Raw genomic sequence first — 23,277 nt, forward strand, 5'->3', positions numbered from 1 at the left:
TCCTAAGCTAATATGTATCACCGGGCTCCCAAAAGAAGCCTGGACTTTTCTGTTTATTCAATTGGAACTTTATCCGTGGATAGCTTTTCCATCAACTGCAAGGGCAGCTTCACCGATTGCTTCAGATAACGTCGGATGAGGATGGATTGTATGTGCTACTTCCCATGGAGTTGCATCAAGAACACGGGCCAGACCTGCTTCTGAGATCATGTCTGTAACGTGCGGGCCTATCATATGGACACCCAGGATATCATCGGTATCCTTATCTGCCACAATTTTCACAAAACCGTCGGATTCACCAAATACCAGTGCCTTTCCGATTGCCCGGAATGAGAACTTGCCCGTTTTGACATTATGGCCTTTTTCTTTTGCTTCATCCTCTGTTAATCCTACACTTGCCGCTTCAGGTGAACTGTAAATGCATTTAGAAACCAGGCTATAGTCAATTGGAGAAGGATTCTTGCCGGCAATGTGCTCTACGGCTACGATTCCTTCATGAGAAGCAACATGAGCCAGCTGAAGGCCGCCAATGACGTCACCAATCGCATAAATATGGGATTCCTTTGTCTGGAAGTATTCATTTGCTAAAATAAATCCCTTTTCTATCTGAATGTCAGTATTTTCAATGCCAATACCCTCTGTATTTGCCTGACGTCCCACTGAAACAAGCAATTTCTCGGCGGAGAATTCCTGCTGAGATCCTTTCACTTCAGCTGAAATCGTAACTCCGTCGCCTTTCTGAAGGGTTTCAGGAAGCACTTTTGCTCCTGTTACAATTTTGACTCCCTTTTTCTTCATAAGGCGCTGCATTTCTTTTGAAATTTCTTTATCTTCCGTAGGTATAATGCGGTCAGCATATTCGATTACTGTTACCTCAGCACCAAAGTCTGATAACATAGATGCCCATTCGATGCCGATGACTCCACCGCCAACAATTATAATGGAGCTTGGCACTTCTTCCAAAGCTAAAGCCTCATCCGAAGTCATTACAAGTTGTCCATCAATGTCCAATCCTGGCAGAGTACGAGGACGTGATCCAGTTGCTACAATAACATTTTTAGGGATCAGCATTTCATTTTCGTCCCCATTGTTCATTTCAACAGAAATTGTGCCCGGCATCGGAGAGAAAATAGATGGTCCAAGTATGCGGCCTGTTCCTTCGAATACATCAATCTTGCCTTGCTTCATCAAGTGCTGAACACCTTTATGAAGCTGATCAACGATTTTATTTTTTCTTTCCTGTACCTTATTGAAATTGATGGATACATCACTTGTCACTACGCCAAAATCTTCACTGTGCTTTGCGGTAGCAAACACTTCAGCACTTCTTAATAAAGCCTTGCTTGGTATACAGCCTTTATGAAGGCAAGTCCCTCCAAGTTTTCCTTTTTCAACGATTGCCGTTTTTAAACCAAGCTGTGAAGCACGGATGGCAGCTACATAGCCGCCTGTGCCTCCGCCTAAAATCACCAAATCATATTCCTGTGCCAAATTGCTTCCCCCTTCTATTTCAACGCTGCTTTGTCAGCTTTTTTTCCAGGATATTCTTTTTCAGTCTCTTCACCGCGGAGGACACGAAGAGCGCCTTCAGCGAGTGCCTGCAGTTCATTTTCACCAGGCTGCACGATGACATCTGCAATCCAGTTAATCCGTTCACTGATTTCGTTTACAAAGTCCTTGCCATAGGCAAGACCCCCTGTAAGGATGATGGCATCAACCTTTCCGCCAAGCACTGCACTGGCAGATCCGATTTCCTTAGCCACCTGATAAGCCATTGCGGAGTAGACAAGCTTTGCTTTCTCATCTCCGCTTTCAATCATCTTTTCAACCTTTACTGCATCATTTGTTCCCAGGTAACCAACGAGACCGCCTTGTCCAACAAGCTTTTTCATCACTTCTTCACGATAAAAGCTTCCGGAGTAGCAAAGTCCCACCAAATCACCGGCAGGTACTGTACCTGCCCGTTCCGGACTGAATGGCCCGTCTCCATGAAGTCCGTTATTAACATCCACCACTCTGCCTTTTTTATGAGCACCTACAGTTATACCTCCGCCCATATGCGTAACGATTAGGTTAAGCTCCCCGTACTTTTTGCCAAGTTCTTTGGCTACTCTCCGGGCAACAGCTTTCTGATTCAAGGCATGGAAAATACTTTTTCTTTCTATCATTGAAAAGCCTGAAATTCGGGCAATTGGATCCAATTCATCTACCACCACCGGATCGACAATGAACGAAGGAATATTTAAACCAGAAGCAATCTCATATGCCAGTATTCCGCCAAGGTTTGAAGCATGCTGACCAGCAAAACCGGCACGAAGATCCTCTAGCATTGCATCATTAACTGAATATGTGCCTCCTTCAATCGGTCGCAGCAGCCCCCCGCGGCCGCACACTGCACTTAATTTGGAGATATTGATTCCTTCGTGATCCAATGTTTCCAGAATGGTCTGCTTTCGGAATTCATATTGATCGATAATACTTTCATAAGAGTTAATGACATCTGCATCATGGCGCAATGTCTTCTCCAGGACAGAGATCTCATTATCGAAAACTCCAATCTTAGTTGAAGTGGATCCCGGATTGATGACGAGAATTCGATGTTCTTGTTCTAGCACGTTTAAACCTCCATAAAGAGCGGAAATCTCCCTTGTAAAAGTATACTCTTACTCAGGTACTATTAACTGCCGCTGCATTTTTTCTACTCTGTTTTTAAAGGCAAAGACGCTGAATATTCCATTCAGCGCTTTGCATTTCAGGAAAGTTACTCCTCCCTAAAGCTTATCTGCGGCTTAGAATATGATGGCCATTTTGGAGGAATTGTCCGCGTGAATTACGCATTCTTTCAATTCTTTCCTCAACCATGCGGTCAGCCGCTTTATATGTCGGAATTCCATCCCTTTTAGCAATCTCAATAACTTTTTCAATATTATTGTATACAGTTTCAACTTTTTTCATTGCTCGTTCACGGTTGTATCCGTACAGCTCATCCGCAACATTAATAACTCCGCCTGCATTAATTACATAGTCAGGAGCATAAACGATGCCCATCTCATGAATTAAATCACCGTGGCGTGTTTCTTTAAGCTGGTTGTTGGCAGCTCCAGCGATTACTTTTGCTTTCAGCTGCGGGATTGTATCATCATTAACTGTCGCACCTAAAGCACAAGGAGCATAAATATCACATTCAACTCCATAAATTTCATTTGGTTCAACTGCTTTAGCACCGAACTCTTCAACTGCACGCTGAACTGCTTCTTTATTAATATCCGTAACAATCAGCTGTGCACCTTCTTCATGCAGATGGCGGCAAAGATTGAACGCAACGTTTCCAACACCTTGAACAGCAATTGTTTTGCCTTCAAGAGAATCAGTTCCGAATGCCGCTTTTGCTGCAGCCTTCATACCTCTGTATACGCCATAAGCTGTAACTGGTGAAGGGTTGCCGGAAGAGCCGAACGCAGGTGAAATTCCTGTTACATAGTCTGTTTCCTCATGAATCAGGTCCATATCAGCTACTGTAGTACCCACGTCCTCAGCAGTAATGTAACGTCCATTTAAACCTTGGATATAGCGTCCGAATGCACGGAACATTTCTTCGTTTTTATCTTTGCGCGGATCGCCGATAATAACTGTTTTACCGCCTCCAAGATTTAAACCAGCTGCTGCATTCTTATATGTCATGCCGCGTGCAAGACGCAATGCATCCTCAATAGCAGCTTCTTCAGATTCATAAGTCCACATGCGTGTACCGCCTAGTGCTGGGCCTAAAGTGGTATCATGAATAGCAATAATAGCTTTTAATCCTGATTGTTTGTCCTGGCAAAACACCACTTGTTCGTAATCATAAGTTTCTAGGTATTTGAAGATTTCCATGTTATAATTCCTCCCCGGATTCTTTAAAAGTAATATGTTCGTTTTGTTAAAAAAAATTTAATTTACGATTTATAAAATACTGAATGAATTAATTTCTTTCTTTCAGAGCCCATTACTTTGCTGAGCATATCGCTAAAGCAAGGGAATAAACCTTGCTTTCTGCCGAATCTGCTCTTGAAGTAAGAACGATCGGCGCTTTGGCACCTGCGATAACAGCTCCTACTTTTGCTTTCGCAAAGTAGACAAGTGATTTATATAAAGTATTCCCAACTTCTATAGTCGGCACCAATAAAATATCTGCCTGTCCGGCAACTTCACTTTTGATCCCCTTATGTTCAGCCGCTTCAAAAGAAATTGCATTATCCAAAGCCAGGGGACCGTCGACAAGACAATCTTTTATCTGGCCCCTTTGGTTCATAAGAGTTAATGCTGAGGCATCCAGAGTTGCCTGCATAGCAGGATTAACAACCTCTACTGCAGCAATCGGGGCTGCAAGAGGCTTTTCTATTCCTATGCTCCTTGCAATTTCAACTGCATTTTTCAGGATTTGTGCTTTTTGATTGAGGTCCGGTGCAATATTCATTGCTGCATCAGTGACAATCGTAAATCGTTCAAAACCTGGAACCTCAAATACCGCCACATGTGATAAAACATTTCCTGTTCTTAAGCCGAATTCTTTATTTAAGACAGCTTTTAAAATACCTGCCGTCGGGATATTTCCCTTCATCAGCACATTGGCTTTCTGCTCTTTTACAGCCCTTACTGCCAATTCTGCAGCATATGCAGGCGATTCTGCATGAAGGATTTCAAGCTTAGGGCTTTCAGCTGCTGCGCTATGGTTCCGATTTATGATTTCGCGGATTTTTACTTGATCCCCAAATAATAAAAAGCTTGCTAAGTTCAGCTTAATTGCTTCAGCAACTGCTTCGAGAACTTCTTCGTCTTCCGCTGCGGCTACGGCTACTGTTTTCTCACCATATTGGGTTGCTTTCGTTAGAAGCGAATCCAATTTCATCTGTTCAACCCCCTTACTAGAAAAGCGCGCGCCTCGCCCTCCCACGGCACCTCGCGGGGCAGGCTGATTGTGCTAGACAATTACCGGCGCCTTTTTCTTGATGTCCATCCGTTTATTATACTTGCAAGAAGTGTGCCAACTTAAAATTACTGTGAAAACGCTTTATTCACTGAGTTAAAGTGCGCAATTAATTGCACACTGTGAAATTTATTGCATGCCATCTTTTGCAATATCGTATTTCTCCAATTTATAGTAAAGATTCCTGACAGAGAGTCCAAGCGATTTAGCAGTCTTGGTTTTATTTCCATCCAGCTTGTGAAGTGTTTGTCTGATCATTTTTGCCTCATATTGCTCTACCAGCTGAGTTAATGTTTTAGTTTGTGCTCCTTCACTTGTTTCAACACTTGGAGACGGCTTATTGGCACCTATCAAATCCGGAATATGCCTTTCCTCTATATCTGTTTCGTTGTAATTCATAAAAATAATGGCTCTGCCGAGGATATTATCAAGTTCTCTCACATTTCCCGGCCAATCATAGGCCATTAGTTTATTAACTGCTTGTTCTGTTACACCTTCTACATTCCGTCCATATTCCTGGTTGATCTTTTGAATAAGCCTGCTGCATAGAAGAGGAATATCCTCCTTTCTGCGTCTTAATGAAGGAATATGTATAGGCATTCGATTCAGCCTGTAGTATAAGTCTTCCCTGAAAGTGCCGTCTGCAATTCCTTTTTCTAAATTCACATTGGTCGCAGCAATAACTCGAACATCTATTGAAATGGGCTTGGTCCCTCCCACTCTTGTAATTTCATGTTCTTGAAGAACCCTGAGCAGTTTCGCCTGAGTGTTAGCTGTCAGCTCGCCAATTTCATCCAGAAAGATACTGCCTTTATCAGCTTCCTCAAACAAACCCCGTTTGCCGCCTCTTTTTGCTCCTGAGAACGCCCCCTCTTCATAACCAAATAATTCGCTTTCCAGAAGAGACTCTGATAATGCTGCGCAATTAACCCTGATAAACTTGTTATATTTTCGGTCGCTGGCATTATGTATAGCGTGGGCGAACAATTCTTTGCCTGTCCCTGACTCTCCTCTTAGCAAAACGGTAGCTGGAGTTTTAGCCCCGAGTCTTGCCTGTTCAATTGCAAGCTTCATCTCTTCAGATGATCCAATAATATCCTCGAATGAATATTTCGCTTCCAATGTACGGATAATCTGTCTTGCCCGGCTTAATTCACGATTCAGATTCTGAATTTCCGATACGTCGTGAATAACTCCCACACTTCCTTTTAACTTTCCATCAACAATGACAGGCGCAACATTTACAATAACATCCTTTCTTTTCGGTCCGACCCTCATGGCCACACCTCTCATTGCCCTTCTCGTTTGAAGAACCTTCATATGCACACTTTCACCTTCGGAAATATCAGCTGTGGCAGGCTTCCCGATCACTTTTTCTTCTTCAAGGCCTGTTAGCCTCGAATATGCCGGATTGATCAAAATCCCTTTCCCATTTTCATCAACCACAGAAATGGCTTCTTCACTTGATTGAATAATCGCCTGAAGCATTGTCTGTATCTCTTTCAAATTCGTAATTTCTTCCGCAAGCGAGACTACTTCTGTTATATCCTTAAAAACAGCAAACGCACCCATTAATTCGTTATTTTCTCCAAGCATCGGTATTCTTGTCGTAATAATTTTCAGGCCATTTGCCAAAGTCATTTCCTGATTCGCTTCAATTCTCCTTGTTGCCATAACTCTGGGAAGCATGCTGTCTGTAATGACTTCATTAATTTTTTTCCCTAAAGCGTCTTTCCTCTTAATTCCTGTCATTCTCTCCGCACTTCGATTAAAGACTGTAATCTCACTAAAGTTGTTGATTACAATCATACCGTCATCAGTCGAATTAAAAATCAAATCATGCTTATACGTTTCATTTCTGAATTTCGAAATCAGTTCTTCCTTTTCTTCAAGTAATTTCGCGATTAAGAAAGCTACACTTCCAGGAATCAGGACCGTATTTTTGCTCCTGGCTTCCCTGATGTCGATAAACACCTGTTCATTTCCGGTAACTTCAATAATGATATCAATATCCTGATCCATAAAATAACGCCAATCAGTGCCAATCGGGATGCCGCTTTCTTTGGCAATCCGAAGTCCTTCAGCACCCGGATTAATGTCCACCATAGCTTTTACATCCAGAACAGCCGTTTCCTTTATAATTTTAAGGATGGCCGTACCGCCTTTACCTGCACCGACAATCATTACTGTTTGCATTTTTCTACCTGCTTTCATTGAAAATTCTTGCACGCTTGACATTATTCCGTGCAACATTCTTCATGAATTTATTTTAGCACAGCAGCGGTACTTGACAAATTTATTTAATGATTTATGATTTCGATAGGTAATTCGATTTGAAGGGAATTTTTTTATGATTAGACTAATTGCTTTATTAATTTTACTCCTGCCAGGCATATTGGCTGTCTATGGGATAAAATTAATGAGAGATATGGTCTTTGGCATCCTGCAAAGCCCATTTCCATATTTATGGCTTCAATTTGTTTCAGGTTTCCTTTTCTTAATCATAGGTCTTGGCTTTATCGCAGGATTTATTCTTTATCGCGATCGAAAGAGAAACAAAGTTCAGGAACGATTTAAAACCAAATAAGTTAGTGGGGGGATAAAAAGTGAAGCCGCTGCAGTTATCACCGGAAACAGCATTAAAGCTTGCTGAAAAACTAAATCTTCCTCTTGAGCAAATCATGCACATGCCTCAGCACATTTTGATTCAAAAGATGATGGAGCTTGAGAATGAAGAAAAGAAATAAATTAATAAGTTCAGTTTGAAAAATTTCAAACTGAACTTTTTTGTTTCCGCTGAATTTTGAGGACAATAAAAAAACGCCCCATAAGGAGCGCAGCATAAAAAATAAATGATTTTGTTATAAGTCCTTACCCTTTCAAGAAGCTTTGTGCTCCAGACGCAGCTTATCTGCAACCATTGCAATGAATTCCGAGTTGGTTGGCTTTGCTTTTGTCATGCTGACTGTATACCCAAAAAGAGAGGAAATGGAATCAATATTACCGCGGCTCCACGCAACTTCAATCGCATGGCGGATTGCACGCTCCACACGGCTTGCAGTAGTATTAAACTTCTTAGCAATATCAGGGTACAGCACTTTTGTAATGGAACCGAGAAGTTCTATATCGTTGTATACCATTGAAATGGCTTCACGGAGATATAAGTATCCTTTAATATGGGCAGGAACGCCAATTTCATGGATGATGCTGGTGATGCTGGCATCCAGGTTCTTAGGCTTTGCTTCTCCCTGAGGACGGTAAGATTGAGCGGGTTTGCGGAGAAATGAATTCGATTTTCCGCTGACTTGGCGTATATGACTTGCCAAATTGTCCATGTCAAATGGTTTAAGGATAAAGTATGAGGCTCCCAAATCCACTGCCTTCTTGGTAACATCCTCCTGTCCGAATGCAGTGAGCATGATTACATTAGGGAGTGTTTTCAAATTTAAATCTCTCATTTTTTCGAGTACAGCAAGTCCATCCAAGTGAGGCATGATGATATCCAATACAAGAACGTCGGGCTGTGTATGCTCTAATATTTCGAGGCAATCCTGTCCATTATGTGCCACACCGGCAACTTCCATGTCTTCCTGAGAAGATATATATTCCTCTAAAAGCCCGACCAGTTCCCTATTATCATCCACAACACAAACTTTTATTTTCTTCACTTACTTTCCTCCTCGGTCCAATTATGGTCTCTTTAATAAATGTTCATTTTCGAACATGCTCTTTTTGATATCTATTTTCTATTCTAAATGAGAAATTCGACAATGCAACAAAAATTCCTCTACTTTTTTGAAATTTTCTTAAAAAACCAACTAAACCTCATTTATTCTTTTGTTTTCTTCTGTTTTCGACCGATTTCGTCATACTCTTTACAATCCGTGTTTCTTTGTCGAAAATTCTTTATTTTCATTTTAACATAACTATTTTACTCATAGTTTTTGTTTAGCCTATAATGCGGCCTGTTTTTTCACTGCAAGAGCAGTAAAAAAAAGACGGGTTTAACCCGCCTTTTTTAAGATCCATTCAGTATTAGGATGCTTTTTCTTCAGCTTTTTCATATATATCAATACCTGCTTCATTTAACATCCATTCAATATGAACACCATATCCTGAAGTAGGGTCGTTTACAAATACATGGGTCACTGCTCCAATAATCCTGCCATCCTGGATAATCGGGCTTCCGCTCATCCCCTGGACTATGCCGCCTGTTTTATCAAGCAGCTTCTGATCCGTCACTTTTATGACCATTCCTTTTGTTGCCGGAAACTTCTGCGGAATCGTACTGACAATTTCAATATCGAACAATTGTACTTCGTCATTGTCGACCACAGTTAAAATTTGGGCAGCGCCCTCTTTGACTTGATGAGATAAGGCTATAGGCATCGGTTTGTCAAAAATTCCGTTCTTCATATCCCGGTTTAATTCCCCAAATATTCCGAATGGACTATTTCTGACAATATTCCCGATTATTTCTTTATCTGAAGAAAATCGTGCAAGTTTTTCACCAGGATTGCCATTGCTTCCTTTTTCAATTGAAGTAACAGTTGATCGGACAATTTGCCCGTCTTCAACCACAATTGGCTTCTTTGTATCCATATCGGAAATAACATGGCCGAGTGCTCCATATTTTTTCGATTCCGGGTGATAGAAGGTCATCGTCCCAATACCTGCTGCAGAGTCACGTATATATAATCCAAGCTTATAGGTTTCTTCCCCGTTTTCTTTCAAGGGTGTCAGCTCTGTTTTCACCTTTCCGCTTTCACGGCTTACGATAATTTGGAGCGGATTGCCGCTTTTGCCAGCTTCTTGAACAAAGGGAGCAACATCTGACATTTTTTCTATTTTCGTTCCATTGATTTCTGTAATGATATCTCCAATTTTTATGCCGGCCGTTTCGCCAGGCGAAGCTTTTCCTTCAGCCGTATTAACCTGATGGTGTCCAACTACTAACACGCCTACTGTATTCAGTTTAACCCCAATCGATTGGCCTCCTGGAATAACTTTAAAATCTTTTAAGATGTTAACATCAACTTTCTTTATCGGAAAACCTGCCAGTTCGAGAAGCATTTCATTTTTTCCATTTTCTTTTGCATGAAGCGAAATCGAATGGTTATCTTCTTTAAGTGAAACACTTGTATTATCTATGGACAGTCCGGCCGACACTGCTTCTGCCTTTGCAATGTCCAGCTGCTGCCCTTCAAAAAGAGTAATATTTGCAGGTACTTGCAAATATTCCTGAACAGGCTTGGAAAAACCTAAAGCAATTAATGAAACAAGGAGAATTCCACCAATTATTTTGCGTAAAACATCATATGTCAAATTTTTCACTCTCCTCGCTTCTAGTCCATCCACGTCAAATGGCTACATCTTTAATTTTGCCTGCATTGAGGGCATTTATAACAGCCATTCACATAAAAAAAGCTATCCTGCTTTGGATAGCTTTTCAAGGTATTAGATCTGATAGCGCCGCTGGCGGGAACAGACCTTATAATGGATCAAAATTACTTTAGCTGATTAGCCAGGTGCAGCAGCTCTTTCGCATGCTCTTTTGTTAAATCAGTAATTTCCACCCCGGAAATCATACGGCCGATTTCTTTGATTTTCTCATCTTCAGTGAGCGGTTTTACTGTTGTTTTTGTCCGCCCATCCTTTGTGTTTTTAGCAATAAATAAATGAGTATCTGCCATGGCCGCAACCTGAGGAAGATGAGAGATGCACAGAACCTGTGAATCCACGGAAACGTGATGAATCTTTTCCGCGATGGCTTGTGCAACCCTGCCGCTCACGCCTGTATCCACCTCATCGAAAATAATACTTGTGACACCCTGATGCTTTGAAAATATGCTCTTTAAAGCAAGCATGATTCGGGACAATTCACCGCCTGATGCAATTTTAGACAGCGGCTTAAGCGGTTCTCCCGGATTGGTGGAAATGTAGAACTCAGCCCTGTCAATTCCGTTTTTCAGGAAGACTTCGGAATCAGAAAAGAATCTGACCTCAAAGACTGTCTTTTCCATATATAATTCCTTAAGCTCTTTGTGAATTAACTTGGTAAGTTTAAGGGCAGATTTTCTGCGCAGCTTGCTCAATTCTTCTCCTTCAACCAGAAGGTCTTTTTTCAGGGCAGCAACTTCCTTTTGCAGCTTATCAATATGGGTTTCTTTATTTAGTAGGGTTTCAATTTCTTCTTCTATCTGTGCAGAGTATTCCAGCACTTCTTCAACCGTTTTTCCATATTTTCTTTTCAACCCATTAATTTCATTCAATCTGCTTTCTATCTCATTAAGTCTTTGGGGATCATATTCCATAAAGTCCATTTCATTGCGGAGTGATCTCGCTGCATCTTCAAGCAAATAAAAACTGTTTGCCACATTTTCCGCTATTTCTTTATAGGCGGGGTCCAGTTCCGCGGCATCATTCATATAGCCCATAACCATTCCGATCCAATCAAGCCCTTTTTGTTCTCCTTGAAGAGCATTATAGCCTGACTGAAGAGAATCAAAAATACGTTCAAAATTGGAAAGCTTTCTTTTTTCTTCAATCAAATCTTCATCTTCGTTCAATTTAAGCTGAGCAGATTGAATTTCATCCAGCTGAAATTGAATTAAATCAAGCCGGTGCGCCATTTGCTGTTCATTCTCACTTAAATTTTTAAGCTTTTTCAGTGTGTTTTCATATAACCTGTAGATATCCTGGTATTCAGTTAAAGCAGCGGATAATTTGGATCCCCCAAACTGATCGAGGAGAGGAAGATGAAAGGTTTCATCCATTAATTCCTGATGTTCGTGCTGGCCATGTATATCAATAAGGGAACTTCCGATTTCTCTCAATACAGATATAGTGACAAGTTTTCCGTTCACTCTGCAGACGCTTTTTCCTGTCTTTGATATATCTCTGCGGAGAACAATCATTCCATCTTCAATCTCTATCCCAAATTCAGCAGACCGTTTATAGCAAGGATGTTTAAGATCATCCAGGATAAAAAGCCCCTCAATTTCAGCCTTATCCTCACCATGGCGGACAAATTCTGCAGATCCCCTGCCTCCAGCCAGCAAGTGAATGGCATCGATAATGATGGACTTTCCCGCCCCTGTTTCACCAGTTAAAACAGTTAAGCCCTTTTCAAATGAGACAGAAAGGGCTTCGATTATGGCAAAATTTCGTATGGATATTTCGTTTAACAATCATATCACCTCTTAAGAAAAGCGCAAGCGCCTTGCCCAACCCCGACAAGCACATGACGTGCCTCCCGGAAAGGCGTTCTTTGCCTTTTTGGGGGCTTGTTTGAAATGTGAAGGCGACTTCCCTTCAAGGAATACAGACTAAAAGCGCCACGTCCTATGGCAACGTCTGCATGACCCGTACACTCCTAAAAGCTTCCGCTTTCGGTCGTGCGATGTTTATGCTGACGAAGCCTTCCTTGTCCTGCGGGCCTTAGGCATAAGACGGTTCTTGTAAGAAGGCGTTTCTTCTGTAAGGAAACGGCTTAGATCTGAGAGTCTCTAGGAGCCGCAACTAGACAAGCTTGTGACCTCGATGGGGCAGTCTCTGGAGCTAGGCAGTTATCTAACTTCAGTATTCATACATTCTTATCTTTTAAGAAACACGATGAACACCAGCCTATCGGCATAAGCGACGGCGCTCGGAGCTTGAATTATCTACAGCATTTCAAGAAAACGGTTTGAAATTGCTTCTGTATCTTCTGGGGTTTTGCATATGATCAGGCATGTGTCGTCCCCGCAGATTGTCCCCAGAATCTCTTCCCAGTCAAGGTTATCAATAAGTGCGCCAATAGCCATGGCATTGCCCGGGAGAGTCTTCATTACAAGGAGATGTCCTGCAGTATCCACTCTGACAAAGGCATCCATTAAATTTCGTTTAAGCTTTTGCAGCGGATTGAAGCGCTGGTCCGCTGGAAGACTGTATTTATATCTTCCGTCCATTAAAGGAACTTTTACCAGATGAAGCTCTTTAATATCTCTTGAGACAGTCGCCTGAGTTACATTAAACCCGGCGTTTTTCAATTCATCCACCAGGTCATCCTGTGTTTCAATATCGTTATTTGTAATAATCTCCCGGATTTTAATATGTCTTTGCCCTTTATTCATTTTTTCACCTCTATAATCAGCCGCTTAACAGCGGGCAGAAAAAAATTAATTTAAAGTATTTTGTACTCTAATGTTAGCTGATTTTCTCAATAAAGTACAATTTTTCCCGTATATTATTTATTATTATTCGTTCAAACTCGACAAATTCCTTTAAGAAAAGCGCAAGGGCCATTCCCACCCGAAACCTTCGAAGGGCAGGCTGCTTGCGCTGGATAGTTCTCGAAGCAGACATTATATATCCTTTTTAAAAAGAGGAACAGGCATCAGCCTATTCCTCTTCTTTAACCTTCGTTTTCAGTTCGGCGTGGGCTTCTTTTACAACTTCATCTGTCTGGGCTTTAAGAAGGTTTTCTCCTTCCTCTCTGCTGCCTGACCAATACAGATGGAGGAGAAATTCTATGTTGCCGTCTCCGCCTGTAATGGGTGAATAGGAAACGTCCTTGACATCATAACCGAGGCTCAGTGCAAATCCGATAATTTTATCAAGCACTGCTTCATGTACTTTAGGATCTCTGACAATCCCCTTTTTCCCAACCTGTTCCCGTCCAGCTTCAAACTGGGGTTTCACTAGGGCAACTGTGTCACTGCCCGGAACAAGCAGCGTTTTTAATACAGGCAATATAAGCTTTAGAGAAATGAACGAAACATCAATGGAAGCAAAATCAGGCATACCGGCTGAAAGATCGGCCGGGGTTACATACCGGAAATTGGTCCTTTCCATTACCACTACTCGTTCATCCTGCCTTAATTTCCAGGCAAGCTGATTATATCCGACATCTAATGCATATGACAATTTGGCGCCATTCTGCAGGGCACAATCTGTGAAGCCCCCGGTTGAGGACCCAATGTCAAGGAGGATCTTGCCTTCGATTTCTAAATTAAAAACTTTTAGAGCTTTCTCAAGCTTCAAGCCTCCCCGGCTGACATAAGGCATGACCTTCCCCTTTAAAGTAAGCGGAATGTCCGCACTAACCTTCTCGCCCGGCTTATCCATCCTGCTTTCATTGCTGAACACCAGGCCGGCCATAACGGCTCTTTTCGCTTTTTCTCTTGTCTCAGCAAGACCTCTTTCAACTAATAAAACGTCTAATCGTTCTTTCTTTGTTTTCATTTTTTAAGCCCTTTTTTGTTTTTTTCTTGCCAGTTTTCCCATTCTCTCAACAACATCTTCTGAAGTCATGCCGATTTCTTCTAATAGTTCATTTACACTGCCATGCTCAATAAATTTATCAGGTATCCCCATACGGTCGATTTCCGCATGATGGAAGCCATGTTCGTGAGCATATTCAAGAATTGCACTGCCAAAGCCACCCTGCAGCACAGCTTCTTCTATAGTGAGAATTGGCATATTGGCTGCGAACAATTCATGCAGCATCTTTTCATCAAGCGGCTTAATAAACCTTGCATTAATGACTTTAATGGAGTGTCCCTGTTTCTCCAGGATTTGTGCTGCCTTCAAAGCCATTGGAATGGTTGTCCCAAAGGTTAAAATCGCTCCATCATTGCCATCGAGCAGAACTTCCCATGTTCCAATTGGAATTGGCTTAAGTTCTGTGTCCATAGGTACTCCTATGCCATTTCCGCGCGGGAAACGCATTGCGATAGGGCCATCATTATATTCTATAGCTGTTTTTACCATATGCTGGCCTTCATTTTCATCTTTTGGCATCATCAATACCATATTCGGCAAATGCCTTAAAAACGCAATATCGAATACACCCTGATGGGTTTCACCATCTGCACCCACAAGTCCTGCCCGGTCTATTCCGATAAATACATTCAAGTTCTGGCGAGCAATATCGTGTACCACCTGGTCATAAGCACGCTGCAGGAAAGTAGAATAAATTGCAAGAAACGGCTTCATGTTTTGGGTTGCCAGCCCGGCAGCTACCGTTGCTGCGTGCTGTTCAGCAATACCAACATCGTACATCCGATCCGGAAATTCACTTGCAAAGCCTTCAAGCTTCGAGCCAACAGGCATTGCAGGAGTAATTGCAACGATTCTTTCATCTTCTCTCGCAAGCTTCCTGACGGTTTCCGAGACAAGCTTGCTCCATGCTGGCGGTGTACTTGCAGGTTTCAAAAAGTCGCCTGTTTCCATTTTATAAGGTCCCGTACCATGCCATGTGCCAACCCGGTCGCTTTCTGCAGGGTGATAGCCTTTTCCTTTTTTCGTTATAACATGGAGGAGCACTGGGCCTTCTGTTTTCTTAGCATAAGCAAGGTTCTCGAATAAGGCTTCATAGTTATGCCCATCGACAGGTCCCAAATAGGTAAAACCTAATTCTTCGAAGAACATGCCTGACACAAACAGATACTTTAGGCTATCTTTCAGTCTTTCAGCAGTTGAGGCCAACTTTCCGCCGACTGCCGGAACCTTTTTTAATAAATATTCAAGTTCATCTTTCACCCAATTATACTTGCCTGCAGTCCTTAACCTTCCAAGTACATTGTGAAGAGCACCAACATTAGGTGCAATTGACATTTCATTATCATTTAATATGACAATCATGTCCTTTTTTTCATGACCGATATGGTTTAAGGCTTCTAAAGCCATTCCGCCTGTTAATGCACCGTCCCCAATTACTGGAATGACATAATTGTTCTCTTTTTTCAAGTCTCTGGCAATAGCCATTCCCATTGCTGCAGATAAAGAAGTGGAGCTGTGCCCCGTTTCCCATACATCATGCTCGCTTTCAATCATTTTCGGAAAACCGCAAAGACCTTTATATTGTCTTAAAGTATCGAATTGACACGCACGGCCCGTAAGAATTTTATGGACGTAAGACTGATGTCCGACATCCCAAATAATTTTATCCTTCGGACTGTCAAAACATTTATGCAATGCGACAGTCAGCTCAACAACTCCAAGATTAGGCCCAATATGCCCCCCGGTGCCTGAAAGCTTTTCTATTAGAAAAGTGCGGATATCCTGACTCAAACTTTCCAATTCTTTATTCGAGAGCCCTTTTAAAAAGGAAGGGTCTTTAATTGATAACAGATCCATACTGCGGACCACTCACTTTCGTTTCTTATTCATCCGTTTTCTTTTTACGTAATGTTAGGCAGTGTTTGTATAAGCCTAAACAAAACAAGCCTATTTATTACAGCGTCTAGCCTGTCTAAAAGATAGTATCTTAAGATTACCTTATTACAGGAGATTTTCCAAATGCTTTTCATATTAAACAGCTTTAGTCTTGATGGTGTCTCTTCCGCTGGCCAATGCATCCACAGGAAAAAAAGTGCAAGCTTCTCCAGCAGCAATTCCTATGATACCAAAATATACACATTGAAGACCATCATTTTATTAAACAGCAAATGCCGCTGATACAAAAGTACAGCGGCAAGACCATCGTTTTTCTAATTCATTTTTGGCACCCTGACTTCCGATTTAGTGATCCCTGTTTGCAATTAGATCTGTTATTTCTTCGAGCAGCTCTGTTTGAAGGCCTGTTTCCCTCAGCTTTTCTTTTGCAGATCTGATATGTTCTTCAAGCGCCTCTTTCGCCCCGCTCATTGAAAGAAGAGATGGATAAGTACTTTTATCTTTTGATTCATCACTGCCTACAGGCTTCCCGATTATCTCCTCTGTCCCTTCAAGGTCGAGGATATCATCCCTGATTTGAAAAGCCAGTCCCAGGTGATAGGCAAATTTAGATAGAGCCTGAATTGTTTCCTGACTGGCATTTGCCAAAATTGCTCCTGATACAACACTGCATTCCAGCAGTTTGCCCGTTTTGTGCACGTGGATGTACTCAAGATCCTCTAAGCCCAGCTGCTTGCCTTCCCCTTTAATGTCTGCTGCCTGGCCGCCTACCATCCCCTCAGCACCGGAAGCTTTCGACAGCTCTTTAATTAAAGAAAGCTTTGTTTCAGCAGAAGCAAATTCGTCAGGCGTTTCCGCAATTGTTTGGAAGCTGTATGTAAGCAAGGCATCGCCTGCCAGGATGGCGAATGCTTCTCCAAATACTTTATGGTTCGTCGGTTTGCCTCTTCTTAAGTCATCATTATCCATGCTTGGCAAGTCATCGTGAATGAGCGAATAAGTATGGACCATTTCAATCGCCGCCGCAGTCCACAGCCCTTTCGACGTATCCTCGCCAAAAGCAGCCAATGAAGCAAATAACAGCATTGGCCTTATCCGCTTTCCTCCGGCTTCAAGTGAATACAGCATTGATTCCTTGACCTCAGGAGGAGCATTTAATTTATGTACGTAATCCTTTAAATGAATTTCCAGTTTCTCTTTATGCAGTTCAGAGAAAGAACTTAAGGATTGATGCAAAATTATTCCTCCTCCGGAATGGCAAAGTTCGATTTACGGCCATCCTCCGCCAGTATTTCCGTAAGCTGTGATTCTACATTTTTAAGCTTATCATGGCATAATTTTGAAAGCTCCATGCCTTTTTTATAAATATTAATAGCCTCTTCAAGGGGAACATCTCCCTCTTCAAGCTTTTCCACAATAACTTCAAGTTCTTCCATTGCTTGTTCAAATGAAAGTTGTTTTTCATCCGCCATGCCATTCACTCCTCAATATCCGTTACCTTGCATTCAATGCTTCCATCAGACACCTTCAATTTTATCATATCATCCGCTTTAACTTGGGACACGGTCTTTATCAGGGTTTCATTTTCTGTATAAGCAAGGCTATAGCCCCTATCCATAATTTTTAGCGGACTGAGCGCCTCGAGGGTTGAAATAACTCTCGCAAAGTCCTTTTCTTTTGCAGCCAGGATGTTTGTCATTGTTCTGTTTAAAAGTTTATGAAGCCGATCATTGTTTTCTTTCGCCTGATTCTTCAGCTGCCCTGGATGACTCCGAACCAGCCTTTTTTGCAGGGTTTCTGCCTGCTCAAGCTTTAAATCGTGCAGCCTTCTTGAACCTCTCATTAGCTGTTCGGTCACTTTATCCAGCTGTTCCATTTTTTGCTCATACAATTTTTGCGGGTACCGGAAAGCGTATGATTTCTGCACCCTTAGAAGCCTTTCATTTTGCAGTGCAACTTGTTCTTTCATCGCTCTTATCAGCCGTGATTGCCTGTTGAAAAGTCTTTCCGTCAAGTCATCGATATGCGGAACAGCCAATTCTGCAGCTCCCGTTGGGGTTGGGGCCCTTAAATCTGCAACAAAATCTGCTATTGTAAAATCCGTTTCATGGCCTACAGCTGAAATTATAGGTATTTCAGACTTAAATATTGCCCTTGCTACGGCTTCTTCATTAAAGGCCCAAAGCTCTTCAATGGAGCCTCCGCCCCGTCCGATGATTAAGACATCTGCATCCCTGGAGGTATTAGCTTCCGTTATCGCTTTCACAATTGAGGGAGCTGCCTGGTTCCCCTGAACAAGCGCAGGGTATATAAGTATGTTCGCAATTGGATAGCGCCTTTTGAGCGTTGTCAAAATATCTCTGATTGCAGCTCCAGTAGGGGATGTGATTATCGCAACTGTTTTTGGATAACGCGGTATATCTTTTTTATGCGCAGGTGAAAAGAATCCTTCTTTCTCAAGTTTTTCTTTAAGCTGTTCATAAGCCAGATAAAGTTCTCCTATCCCGTCGGGCTGCATTTCCTGTACGTATATTTGATATTGCCCGCTGGATTCATAAACGGATATGGCTCCGCGAACTAAGACTTTCATGCCATTTTCCGGCCTGAATTTCATTGTCCTCGCATTTCCTGCAAACATTACGGCTAAAATTCGGGCTTTCTCATCCTTTAAAGTGAAGTACATATGACCGCTTGAATGCTGTTTAAAGTTTGAGATTTCCCCCTTAACCAAAATATTTTGCAGATGAGGGTCGGCATCAAATTTTCGTTTTATGTATTTGGTCAGTGCGTTTACTGTCAGATACTGCTGTTCCTTCATAACAATCTCCTTTATGCTGAAGCTGCATTGCATCTCCTGCAGAGCAATAACGCAAGAAAAGCACAAGCGCCTTGCCCACCACTGATAAGCACAAGACGCGACTCATAGAAAGGCGTTCTTTGCCTTTTTGTGAGGCACGGCTTATGATCTCGAGGGGGTAGGCGCTCCTTCTAAAAGCTAGCGCTTTTATTCGTGCGATGATAAAGCTGTCGAAGCTTTCCTTGCGAAGCTGGACAGTTATCAAAGTTCAAGGTTATACTTTCCTATCTATCAAAAAAACTGTCCTTCCATTCTGCCTGCATGCTTTTTCCTGCATGACAGGTTTCCTAAATACAGGATAATGGAAATGGACAGATTTTGCATCAATGGCGGCCATTACTTTTAACTTTGCTTATGGAAAGCTTTGCTGCTTTTAGCGTATTATGCATTAACATGGTAATTGTCATCGGCCCCACTCCGCCTGGAACAGGAGTAATAAATCCTGCTTTGTGCTTCACTGCCTCGAAATCAACATCGCCGCAAAGCTTTCCTCCCTCATTTCGATTCATGCCGACATCTATCACGATTGCACCATTTTTAACGTGGTCTTTCGTGATTAATTTCGCTTTGCCTGCTGCTGCCACCAGTATATCCGCCCGCTTTGTATATTCCTTCAAATCAGCCGTTTTCGAATGGCAGTATGTGACAGTAGCGTCTTCATTGAGGAACAGCTGCCCGGTGGGCTTTCCTACAATGTTGCTTCTCCCAATAACCACTACATGCTTTCCGGAAATGTCTGTACCAATGCTATCCAGCATTTCAATTATCCCTGCGGGAGTACAGGGGATAAATGCATCCTGAGCTGTCATCATCCTGCCAATATTTATGGGATGAAACCCATCTACATCTTTGTCAGGAGATATGGCCTCGATGATGGCTTTTTCATTAATATGGCTTGGGAGCGGAAGCTGGACAAGGATTCCATGGATATCTTCACTTTCGTTTAACTCAGTGATTTTTCTGATAAGCTCTTGCTCACTGACGCTTTCGGGAAGTTCAATAAGCATAGAATTCATTCCCAGCTTATCGCATGTTTTCTGCTTGTTTTTCACATATGTCCTGGATGCCTGATTATTCCCTGCTAAAATAACGGCCAGGCCTGGCGTGATCCCTTCCGCCTTCAGCTTTTGAACTTCTGAACCGATATGATCCTGTTTCTTTCTTGCAATTTCTTTTCCATCTATTAATTCTGCAGCCATTTTCATCCCCCTATCAGGAACTCGGAAGCGCCTATGATAAGGACTGCCGGCTCGCTTGCATCTAAAAAGTGCCAGCACATCCAGTATGAGTCAGAACTCTATTATTTTTAAAGCTTTTCTTTTACCTTTGATAAAACACCATTAATAAACTTGCTTGATTGATCATCACCGTAAAGTTTGGCGATTTCAATAGCTTCATCGAGCACCACATTGGCCGGGACTTCCTCCGCTAAATACAGCAGCTCGTAAACGGATAAGCGCAGAAGATTGCGGTCTACAGTAGCAAGCCTCTCCAGTGTCCATTTTTCAAGAAATCCTTTGATTTTGCCATCAATTGTTTCTTTATGCTGCAGGACACCCGATACTAGTTTGTTTAGGTACTCATCGCTTTTTTCACCCTCTAAAACATGTTCGATGGCGGTCTCCGGTTCTGCCTGGCTTACATCAATTTGAAATAAAGCCTGCAATGCTTTTTCTCTGGCTGTTCTTCTCTTCATCTTTATAAAACCCCTTTATGGCTTAACATAGTAATTTTTCATTTTTGAGCATTTGCACGTCCAAAAATTGCATAAGAAGATAATAGCATAAGTAAGGAATCTTCGCACTACAACAAGAGCATTATGTTTGGACAGAAACATGATTTCAGGCTGGAAACTTATAAATTTAATTTTCCCTTTAAAAACTCCTTTATTACGTCTTAAGGAGTGAATGATGAAGGAGACTGAACCATGAGAAAAGCCAAAGACGAATTCTATGTCTTTGGCTTGATGGTGGGTTACATTTCCTGTTCGTATTCAACCTCATGCTTTTGGTTTTCAAACATGATTCCTACTACGTGGATGTTTACTTCCTGGGCGTCAAGGGCTGTCATATTCAGGAGGGCCTGACGGATGTTATCCTGAATTTTTTGGGCAACGCTTGGAATGGAGACGCCGAATTTCATCAGACAATATACATCAACTTTGATGCCTTCTTCTGTTAATTCGACTTTTACGCCTTTGCCATGGTTCTTCTTACCGAGCCTTTCAACCACTCCTGTAGCAAAGTTTCCGCGCATTTGCGCTACGCCTTCTACTTCCGAAGCAGCAATGCCGGCAATAACCTCAATAACTTCCGGTGCAATTTCCACCTTGCCAAGGCCAGAATTTTCAGGGCTCATTTCGAGAATATTATTTTCGCTCATTTTAGCACCTCCACAAGTCTTTAAGAATTCATTACATCATGCAATTCAAGAAATTTCGTATTAAACTGCCCTTCCACAAAGTTTTCGTGGCTTAGGAGCTTGAGGTGGAATGGGATTGTTGTATGTACCCCTTCCACTACAAATTCACTTAATGCCCGTTTCATTCGGGAAATGGCTTCTTCTCTAGTATTGCCGTAAGTGATCACTTTTGCAATCATTGAATCGTAATATGGAGGAATCATATAGCCAGGGTAGGCAGCAGAGTCCACTCTGACACCCAGCCCGCCAGGAGGCAGGTACATATTGATCTTTCCTGCTGATGGCATAAAGTTCTTCTCAGGGTTTTCCGCATTAATTCTGCATTCGATCGACCAGCCGCTAAAAGTAACATCACTCTGTGTGAAATTAAGCTTTTCACCTGAAGCAACCTTAATTTGCTCCTTGATTAAATCGACCCCTGTAACCATTTCTGTAACTGGATGCTCCACTTGAATACGCGTGTTCATTTCCATGAAATAGAATTTGCGATTTTGATAATCGTATATAAATTCTATCGTGCCAGCGCCTGTATAATCAACCGCTTTTGCTGCTTTAACAGCTGCATTTCCCATTTCTTCGCGTGTTTCCCCGTCAAGGGCAGGTGAAGGCGTTTCCTCCAGCAGCTTTTGCAGACGCCTTTGAATGGAGCAATCCCTTTCTCCCAGATGAACGGTGTTCCCGTAATTATCTGCAAGAACCTGGATCTCCACATGGCGGAAGTCCTCAATATATTTTTCAATATAAACGCCAGGATTTCCGAAAGCCGTTAGTGCTTCCTGCTGAGTGATCGTAATTCCTTTAATAAGCTCTTGCTCAGTACGGGCTACACGGATTCCTTTCCCGCCTCCGCCGGCAGTCGCTTTAATAATTACCGGATATTCAATCTTTTCAGCAAGCTGAATAGCATCTTCTGTATCCTTTATGATTCCGTTGGAGCCAGGAACAATCGGTACTCCTGCTTCCTTCATGGTTTCCCTTGCAATATCCTTTGTGCCCATTTTGCTGATGGCTTCTGGAGTCGGGCCGACAAAGATAATATTGCATTCTCTGCACAGTTCAGCAAAGTCCGCATTTTCAGCAAGGAATCCATAACCTGGATGGATCGCGTCACAGCCTGTAAGCTTAGCGACACTAATTATATTGGTGAAATTCAAATAGCTGTCCTTTGACGCTGTTGGGCCAATGCAGTAAGCCTCATCGGCCAGCTGAACATGGAGTGCTTCCCTGTCAGCTTCTGAAAATACAGCTACAGATTCTATCCCCATCTCGCGGGCTGCCCTAATGATGCGCACCGCTATTTCTCCTCTGTTGGCAATCAAGAGTTTTTTGATCATCTGTAACCGCTCCTTATTCAGGCTTTACTAAAAATAGTGGCTGGCCATATTCTACTAACTGGCCATCCTTTACAAGCACTTCTACAATTTCGCCATTAACTTCTGCTTCAATTTCATTAAATAACTTCATTGCTTCTACAATGCAGACAATGGAATCTTTTGTAACCTTGGAGCCGGCTTTTACATAAGCATCGGCATCAGGTGAAGATGATTGATAAAAGGTCCCTACCATTGGTGAAACAATCTTATGTAAATCTTCCGCGGCATCAGCCTGTGGTGCCGGCACTTGCGCTGGCGCTTCTGCTTTTGGCTCTTCCACTTTTACAGCAGCTGGCTGGACTGGCTGCGGAGCAGGAGCTATCGCTTGAACAGCTGCCGGCTGAACTTGCTGAACAACGGCTGCTTCATTGCCCTTTTTCTTCATCTTAATTTTTGAACCTTCATGCTCATATACAAATTCATCAATATTTGACTGATCAACTAATTTAATCAGTTCACGGATTTCTTGTACTTTTAACATTTTGGCACCCCTTGTTTTC

General features: G+C 42.2%; 22 protein-coding genes. 3 read left to right on the plus strand and 19 right to left on the minus strand.

Going from position 1 to position 23,277, the window contains the following annotated elements; translation table 11 throughout:
- Positions 1 to 69: 69 nt before the first annotated feature.
- The 5 genes from lpdA to NR125_RS05040 all read right to left on the minus strand — a co-directional run bounded on the left by lpdA (position 70) and on the right by NR125_RS05040 (position 7,162).
- A complete protein-coding gene (gene lpdA / locus NR125_RS05020) occupies positions 70 to 1,491 on the minus strand; it encodes a dihydrolipoyl dehydrogenase (protein WP_009332879.1) in 1,422 nt (473 codons plus the stop codon).
- A 14-nt stretch (positions 1,492 to 1,505) separates the two neighbouring features.
- On the minus strand, positions 1,506 to 2,615 hold the full coding sequence (gene buk, locus NR125_RS05025; protein WP_009332880.1) for a butyrate kinase: 1,110 nt from the start codon (positions 2,613 to 2,615) through the stop codon (positions 1,506 to 1,508).
- A 163-nt stretch (positions 2,616 to 2,778) separates the two neighbouring features.
- Entirely contained in the window at positions 2,779 to 3,873 is a 1,095-nt protein-coding gene (gene bcd, locus NR125_RS05030) for a branched-chain amino acid dehydrogenase (RefSeq protein ID WP_009332881.1), read from the minus strand.
- A gap of 112 nt (positions 3,874 to 3,985) precedes the next feature.
- Entirely contained in the window at positions 3,986 to 4,888 is a 903-nt protein-coding gene (gene yqiS, locus NR125_RS05035) for a phosphate butyryltransferase (protein WP_009332882.1), read from the minus strand.
- Between the two features lie 207 nt (positions 4,889 to 5,095).
- On the minus strand, positions 5,096 to 7,162 hold the full coding sequence (locus tag NR125_RS05040; RefSeq protein WP_019380203.1) for a sigma-54 interaction domain-containing protein: 2,067 nt from the start codon (positions 7,160 to 7,162) through the stop codon (positions 5,096 to 5,098).
- Between the two features lie 154 nt (positions 7,163 to 7,316).
- Between NR125_RS05040 and NR125_RS05045 the strand changes: the two genes are divergently transcribed.
- On the plus strand, positions 7,317 to 7,553 hold the full coding sequence (locus NR125_RS05045; RefSeq protein WP_019380202.1) for a DUF2627 domain-containing protein: 237 nt from the start codon (positions 7,317 to 7,319) through the stop codon (positions 7,551 to 7,553).
- Between the two features lie 19 nt (positions 7,554 to 7,572).
- Positions 7,573 to 7,713, plus strand: coding sequence for a YycC family protein (locus NR125_RS05050; protein ID WP_009332885.1), 141 nt, complete (start codon positions 7,573 to 7,575; stop codon positions 7,711 to 7,713).
- A 132-nt stretch (positions 7,714 to 7,845) separates the two neighbouring features.
- Here NR125_RS05050 and spo0A read toward each other — a convergent pair whose 3' ends face one another.
- The 6 genes from spo0A to dxs all read right to left on the minus strand — a co-directional run bounded on the left by spo0A (position 7,846) and on the right by dxs (position 16,087).
- Positions 7,846 to 8,634, minus strand: coding sequence for a sporulation transcription factor Spo0A (gene spo0A, locus NR125_RS05055; RefSeq protein ID WP_019380201.1), 789 nt, complete (start codon positions 8,632 to 8,634; stop codon positions 7,846 to 7,848).
- Positions 8,635 to 9,001: 367 nt separating this feature from the next.
- Positions 9,002 to 10,291, minus strand: a complete 1,290-nt coding sequence (spoIVB, locus tag NR125_RS05060; protein WP_251175086.1) for a SpoIVB peptidase — start codon at positions 10,289 to 10,291, stop codon at positions 9,002 to 9,004.
- Between the two features lie 182 nt (positions 10,292 to 10,473).
- Positions 10,474 to 12,156, minus strand: a complete 1,683-nt coding sequence (gene recN, locus NR125_RS05065) for a DNA repair protein RecN (protein WP_019380198.1) — start codon at positions 12,154 to 12,156, stop codon at positions 10,474 to 10,476.
- A 474-nt stretch (positions 12,157 to 12,630) separates the two neighbouring features.
- On the minus strand, positions 12,631 to 13,080 hold the full coding sequence (gene ahrC, locus NR125_RS05070) for a transcriptional regulator AhrC/ArgR (RefSeq protein ID WP_009332889.1): 450 nt from the start codon (positions 13,078 to 13,080) through the stop codon (positions 12,631 to 12,633).
- A 268-nt stretch (positions 13,081 to 13,348) separates the two neighbouring features.
- Positions 13,349 to 14,191, minus strand: coding sequence for a TlyA family RNA methyltransferase (locus tag NR125_RS05075; RefSeq protein ID WP_009332890.1), 843 nt, complete (start codon positions 14,189 to 14,191; stop codon positions 13,349 to 13,351).
- A gap of 3 nt (positions 14,192 to 14,194) precedes the next feature.
- Complete coding sequence (gene dxs, locus NR125_RS05080; RefSeq protein WP_009332891.1) at positions 14,195 to 16,087, minus strand: 1-deoxy-D-xylulose-5-phosphate synthase; 1,893 nt, start codon at positions 16,085 to 16,087, stop codon at positions 14,195 to 14,197.
- A 162-nt stretch (positions 16,088 to 16,249) separates the two neighbouring features.
- Between dxs and NR125_RS05085 the strand changes: the two genes are divergently transcribed.
- On the plus strand, positions 16,250 to 16,408 hold the full coding sequence (locus NR125_RS05085) for a hypothetical protein (protein ID WP_019380195.1): 159 nt from the start codon (positions 16,250 to 16,252) through the stop codon (positions 16,406 to 16,408).
- A gap of 63 nt (positions 16,409 to 16,471) precedes the next feature.
- On the opposite strand, the gene NR125_RS05090 is transcribed toward NR125_RS05085, so the two are convergent.
- From NR125_RS05090 to accB, 8 genes are all read right to left on the minus strand, one after another.
- Entirely contained in the window at positions 16,472 to 17,362 is an 891-nt protein-coding gene (locus NR125_RS05090; protein ID WP_009332892.1) for a polyprenyl synthetase family protein, read from the minus strand.
- A gap of 2 nt (positions 17,363 to 17,364) precedes the next feature.
- Positions 17,365 to 17,598: an exodeoxyribonuclease VII small subunit gene (xseB, locus tag NR125_RS05095; RefSeq protein WP_009332893.1), complete on the minus strand. Its 234-nt coding sequence runs from the start codon at positions 17,596 to 17,598 to the stop codon at positions 17,365 to 17,367.
- Positions 17,599 to 17,603: 5 nt separating this feature from the next.
- Positions 17,604 to 18,944, minus strand: a complete 1,341-nt coding sequence (xseA, locus tag NR125_RS05100) for an exodeoxyribonuclease VII large subunit (RefSeq protein ID WP_019380193.1) — start codon at positions 18,942 to 18,944, stop codon at positions 17,604 to 17,606.
- A gap of 362 nt (positions 18,945 to 19,306) precedes the next feature.
- Complete coding sequence (folD, locus tag NR125_RS05105) at positions 19,307 to 20,182, minus strand: bifunctional methylenetetrahydrofolate dehydrogenase/methenyltetrahydrofolate cyclohydrolase FolD (protein ID WP_256814787.1); 876 nt, start codon at positions 20,180 to 20,182, stop codon at positions 19,307 to 19,309.
- 107 nt (positions 20,183 to 20,289) lie between these two features.
- Positions 20,290 to 20,679: a transcription antitermination factor NusB gene (nusB, locus tag NR125_RS05110; RefSeq protein ID WP_019380192.1), complete on the minus strand. Its 390-nt coding sequence runs from the start codon at positions 20,677 to 20,679 to the stop codon at positions 20,290 to 20,292.
- 278 nt (positions 20,680 to 20,957) lie between these two features.
- Positions 20,958 to 21,365: an Asp23/Gls24 family envelope stress response protein gene (locus NR125_RS05115; RefSeq protein WP_009332897.1), complete on the minus strand. Its 408-nt coding sequence runs from the start codon at positions 21,363 to 21,365 to the stop codon at positions 20,958 to 20,960.
- A gap of 20 nt (positions 21,366 to 21,385) precedes the next feature.
- The gene (gene accC / locus NR125_RS05120; protein WP_009332898.1) at positions 21,386 to 22,738 is read right to left on the minus strand and encodes an acetyl-CoA carboxylase biotin carboxylase subunit; all 1,353 of its coding nucleotides are present in this window, start codon (positions 22,736 to 22,738) and stop codon (positions 21,386 to 21,388) included.
- Between the two features lie 13 nt (positions 22,739 to 22,751).
- Positions 22,752 to 23,258 (minus strand): acetyl-CoA carboxylase biotin carboxyl carrier protein, encoded by a 507-nt coding sequence (accB, locus tag NR125_RS05125; RefSeq protein ID WP_019380191.1) that lies wholly within the window; start codon positions 23,256 to 23,258, stop codon positions 22,752 to 22,754.
- Between the last annotated feature and the right edge of the window lie 19 nt (positions 23,259 to 23,277).

The organism is Cytobacillus sp. Bac17, from assembly GCF_024519925.1.
In the GTDB taxonomy this organism is placed as follows: Bacteria; Bacillota; Bacilli; order Bacillales; family Cytobacillaceae; genus Cytobacillus; species Cytobacillus pseudoceanisediminis.

Bases quoted from the DNA above. Each gene is read 5' to 3' on its own strand.
- bcd (WP_009332881.1), bottom strand. From the start codon at position 3,873: ATGGAAATCTTCAAATACCTAGAAACTTATGATTACGAACAAGTGGTG.
- yqiS (WP_009332882.1), bottom strand. From the start codon at position 4,888: ATGAAATTGGATTCGCTTCTAACGAAAGCAACCCAATATGGTGAGAAA.
- NR125_RS05040 (WP_019380203.1), bottom strand. From the start codon at position 7,162: ATGCAAACAGTAATGATTGTCGGTGCAGGTAAAGGCGGTACGGCCATC.
- NR125_RS05045 (WP_019380202.1), top strand. From the start codon at position 7,317: ATGATTAGACTAATTGCTTTATTAATTTTACTCCTGCCAGGCATATTG.
- ahrC (WP_009332889.1), bottom strand. From the start codon at position 13,080: ATGAATAAAGGGCAAAGACATATTAAAATCCGGGAGATTATTACAAAT.
- NR125_RS05075 (WP_009332890.1), bottom strand. From the start codon at position 14,191: ATGAAAACAAAGAAAGAACGATTAGACGTTTTATTAGTTGAAAGAGGT.
- dxs (WP_009332891.1), bottom strand. From the start codon at position 16,087: ATGGATCTGTTATCAATTAAAGACCCTTCCTTTTTAAAAGGGCTCTCG.
- NR125_RS05085 (WP_019380195.1), top strand. From the start codon at position 16,250: ATGCTTTTCATATTAAACAGCTTTAGTCTTGATGGTGTCTCTTCCGCT.
- xseB (WP_009332893.1), bottom strand. From the start codon at position 17,598: ATGGCGGATGAAAAACAACTTTCATTTGAACAAGCAATGGAAGAACTT.
- xseA (WP_019380193.1), bottom strand. From the start codon at position 18,944: ATGAAGGAACAGCAGTATCTGACAGTAAACGCACTGACCAAATACATA.
- folD (WP_256814787.1), bottom strand. From the start codon at position 20,182: ATGGCTGCAGAATTAATAGATGGAAAAGAAATTGCAAGAAAGAAACAG.
- nusB (WP_019380192.1), bottom strand. From the start codon at position 20,679: ATGAAGAGAAGAACAGCCAGAGAAAAAGCATTGCAGGCTTTATTTCAA.
- NR125_RS05115 (WP_009332897.1), bottom strand. From the start codon at position 21,365: ATGAGCGAAAATAATATTCTCGAAATGAGCCCTGAAAATTCTGGCCTT.
- accC (WP_009332898.1), bottom strand. From the start codon at position 22,738: ATGATCAAAAAACTCTTGATTGCCAACAGAGGAGAAATAGCGGTGCGC.
- accB (WP_019380191.1), bottom strand. From the start codon at position 23,258: ATGTTAAAAGTACAAGAAATCCGTGAACTGATTAAATTAGTTGATCAG.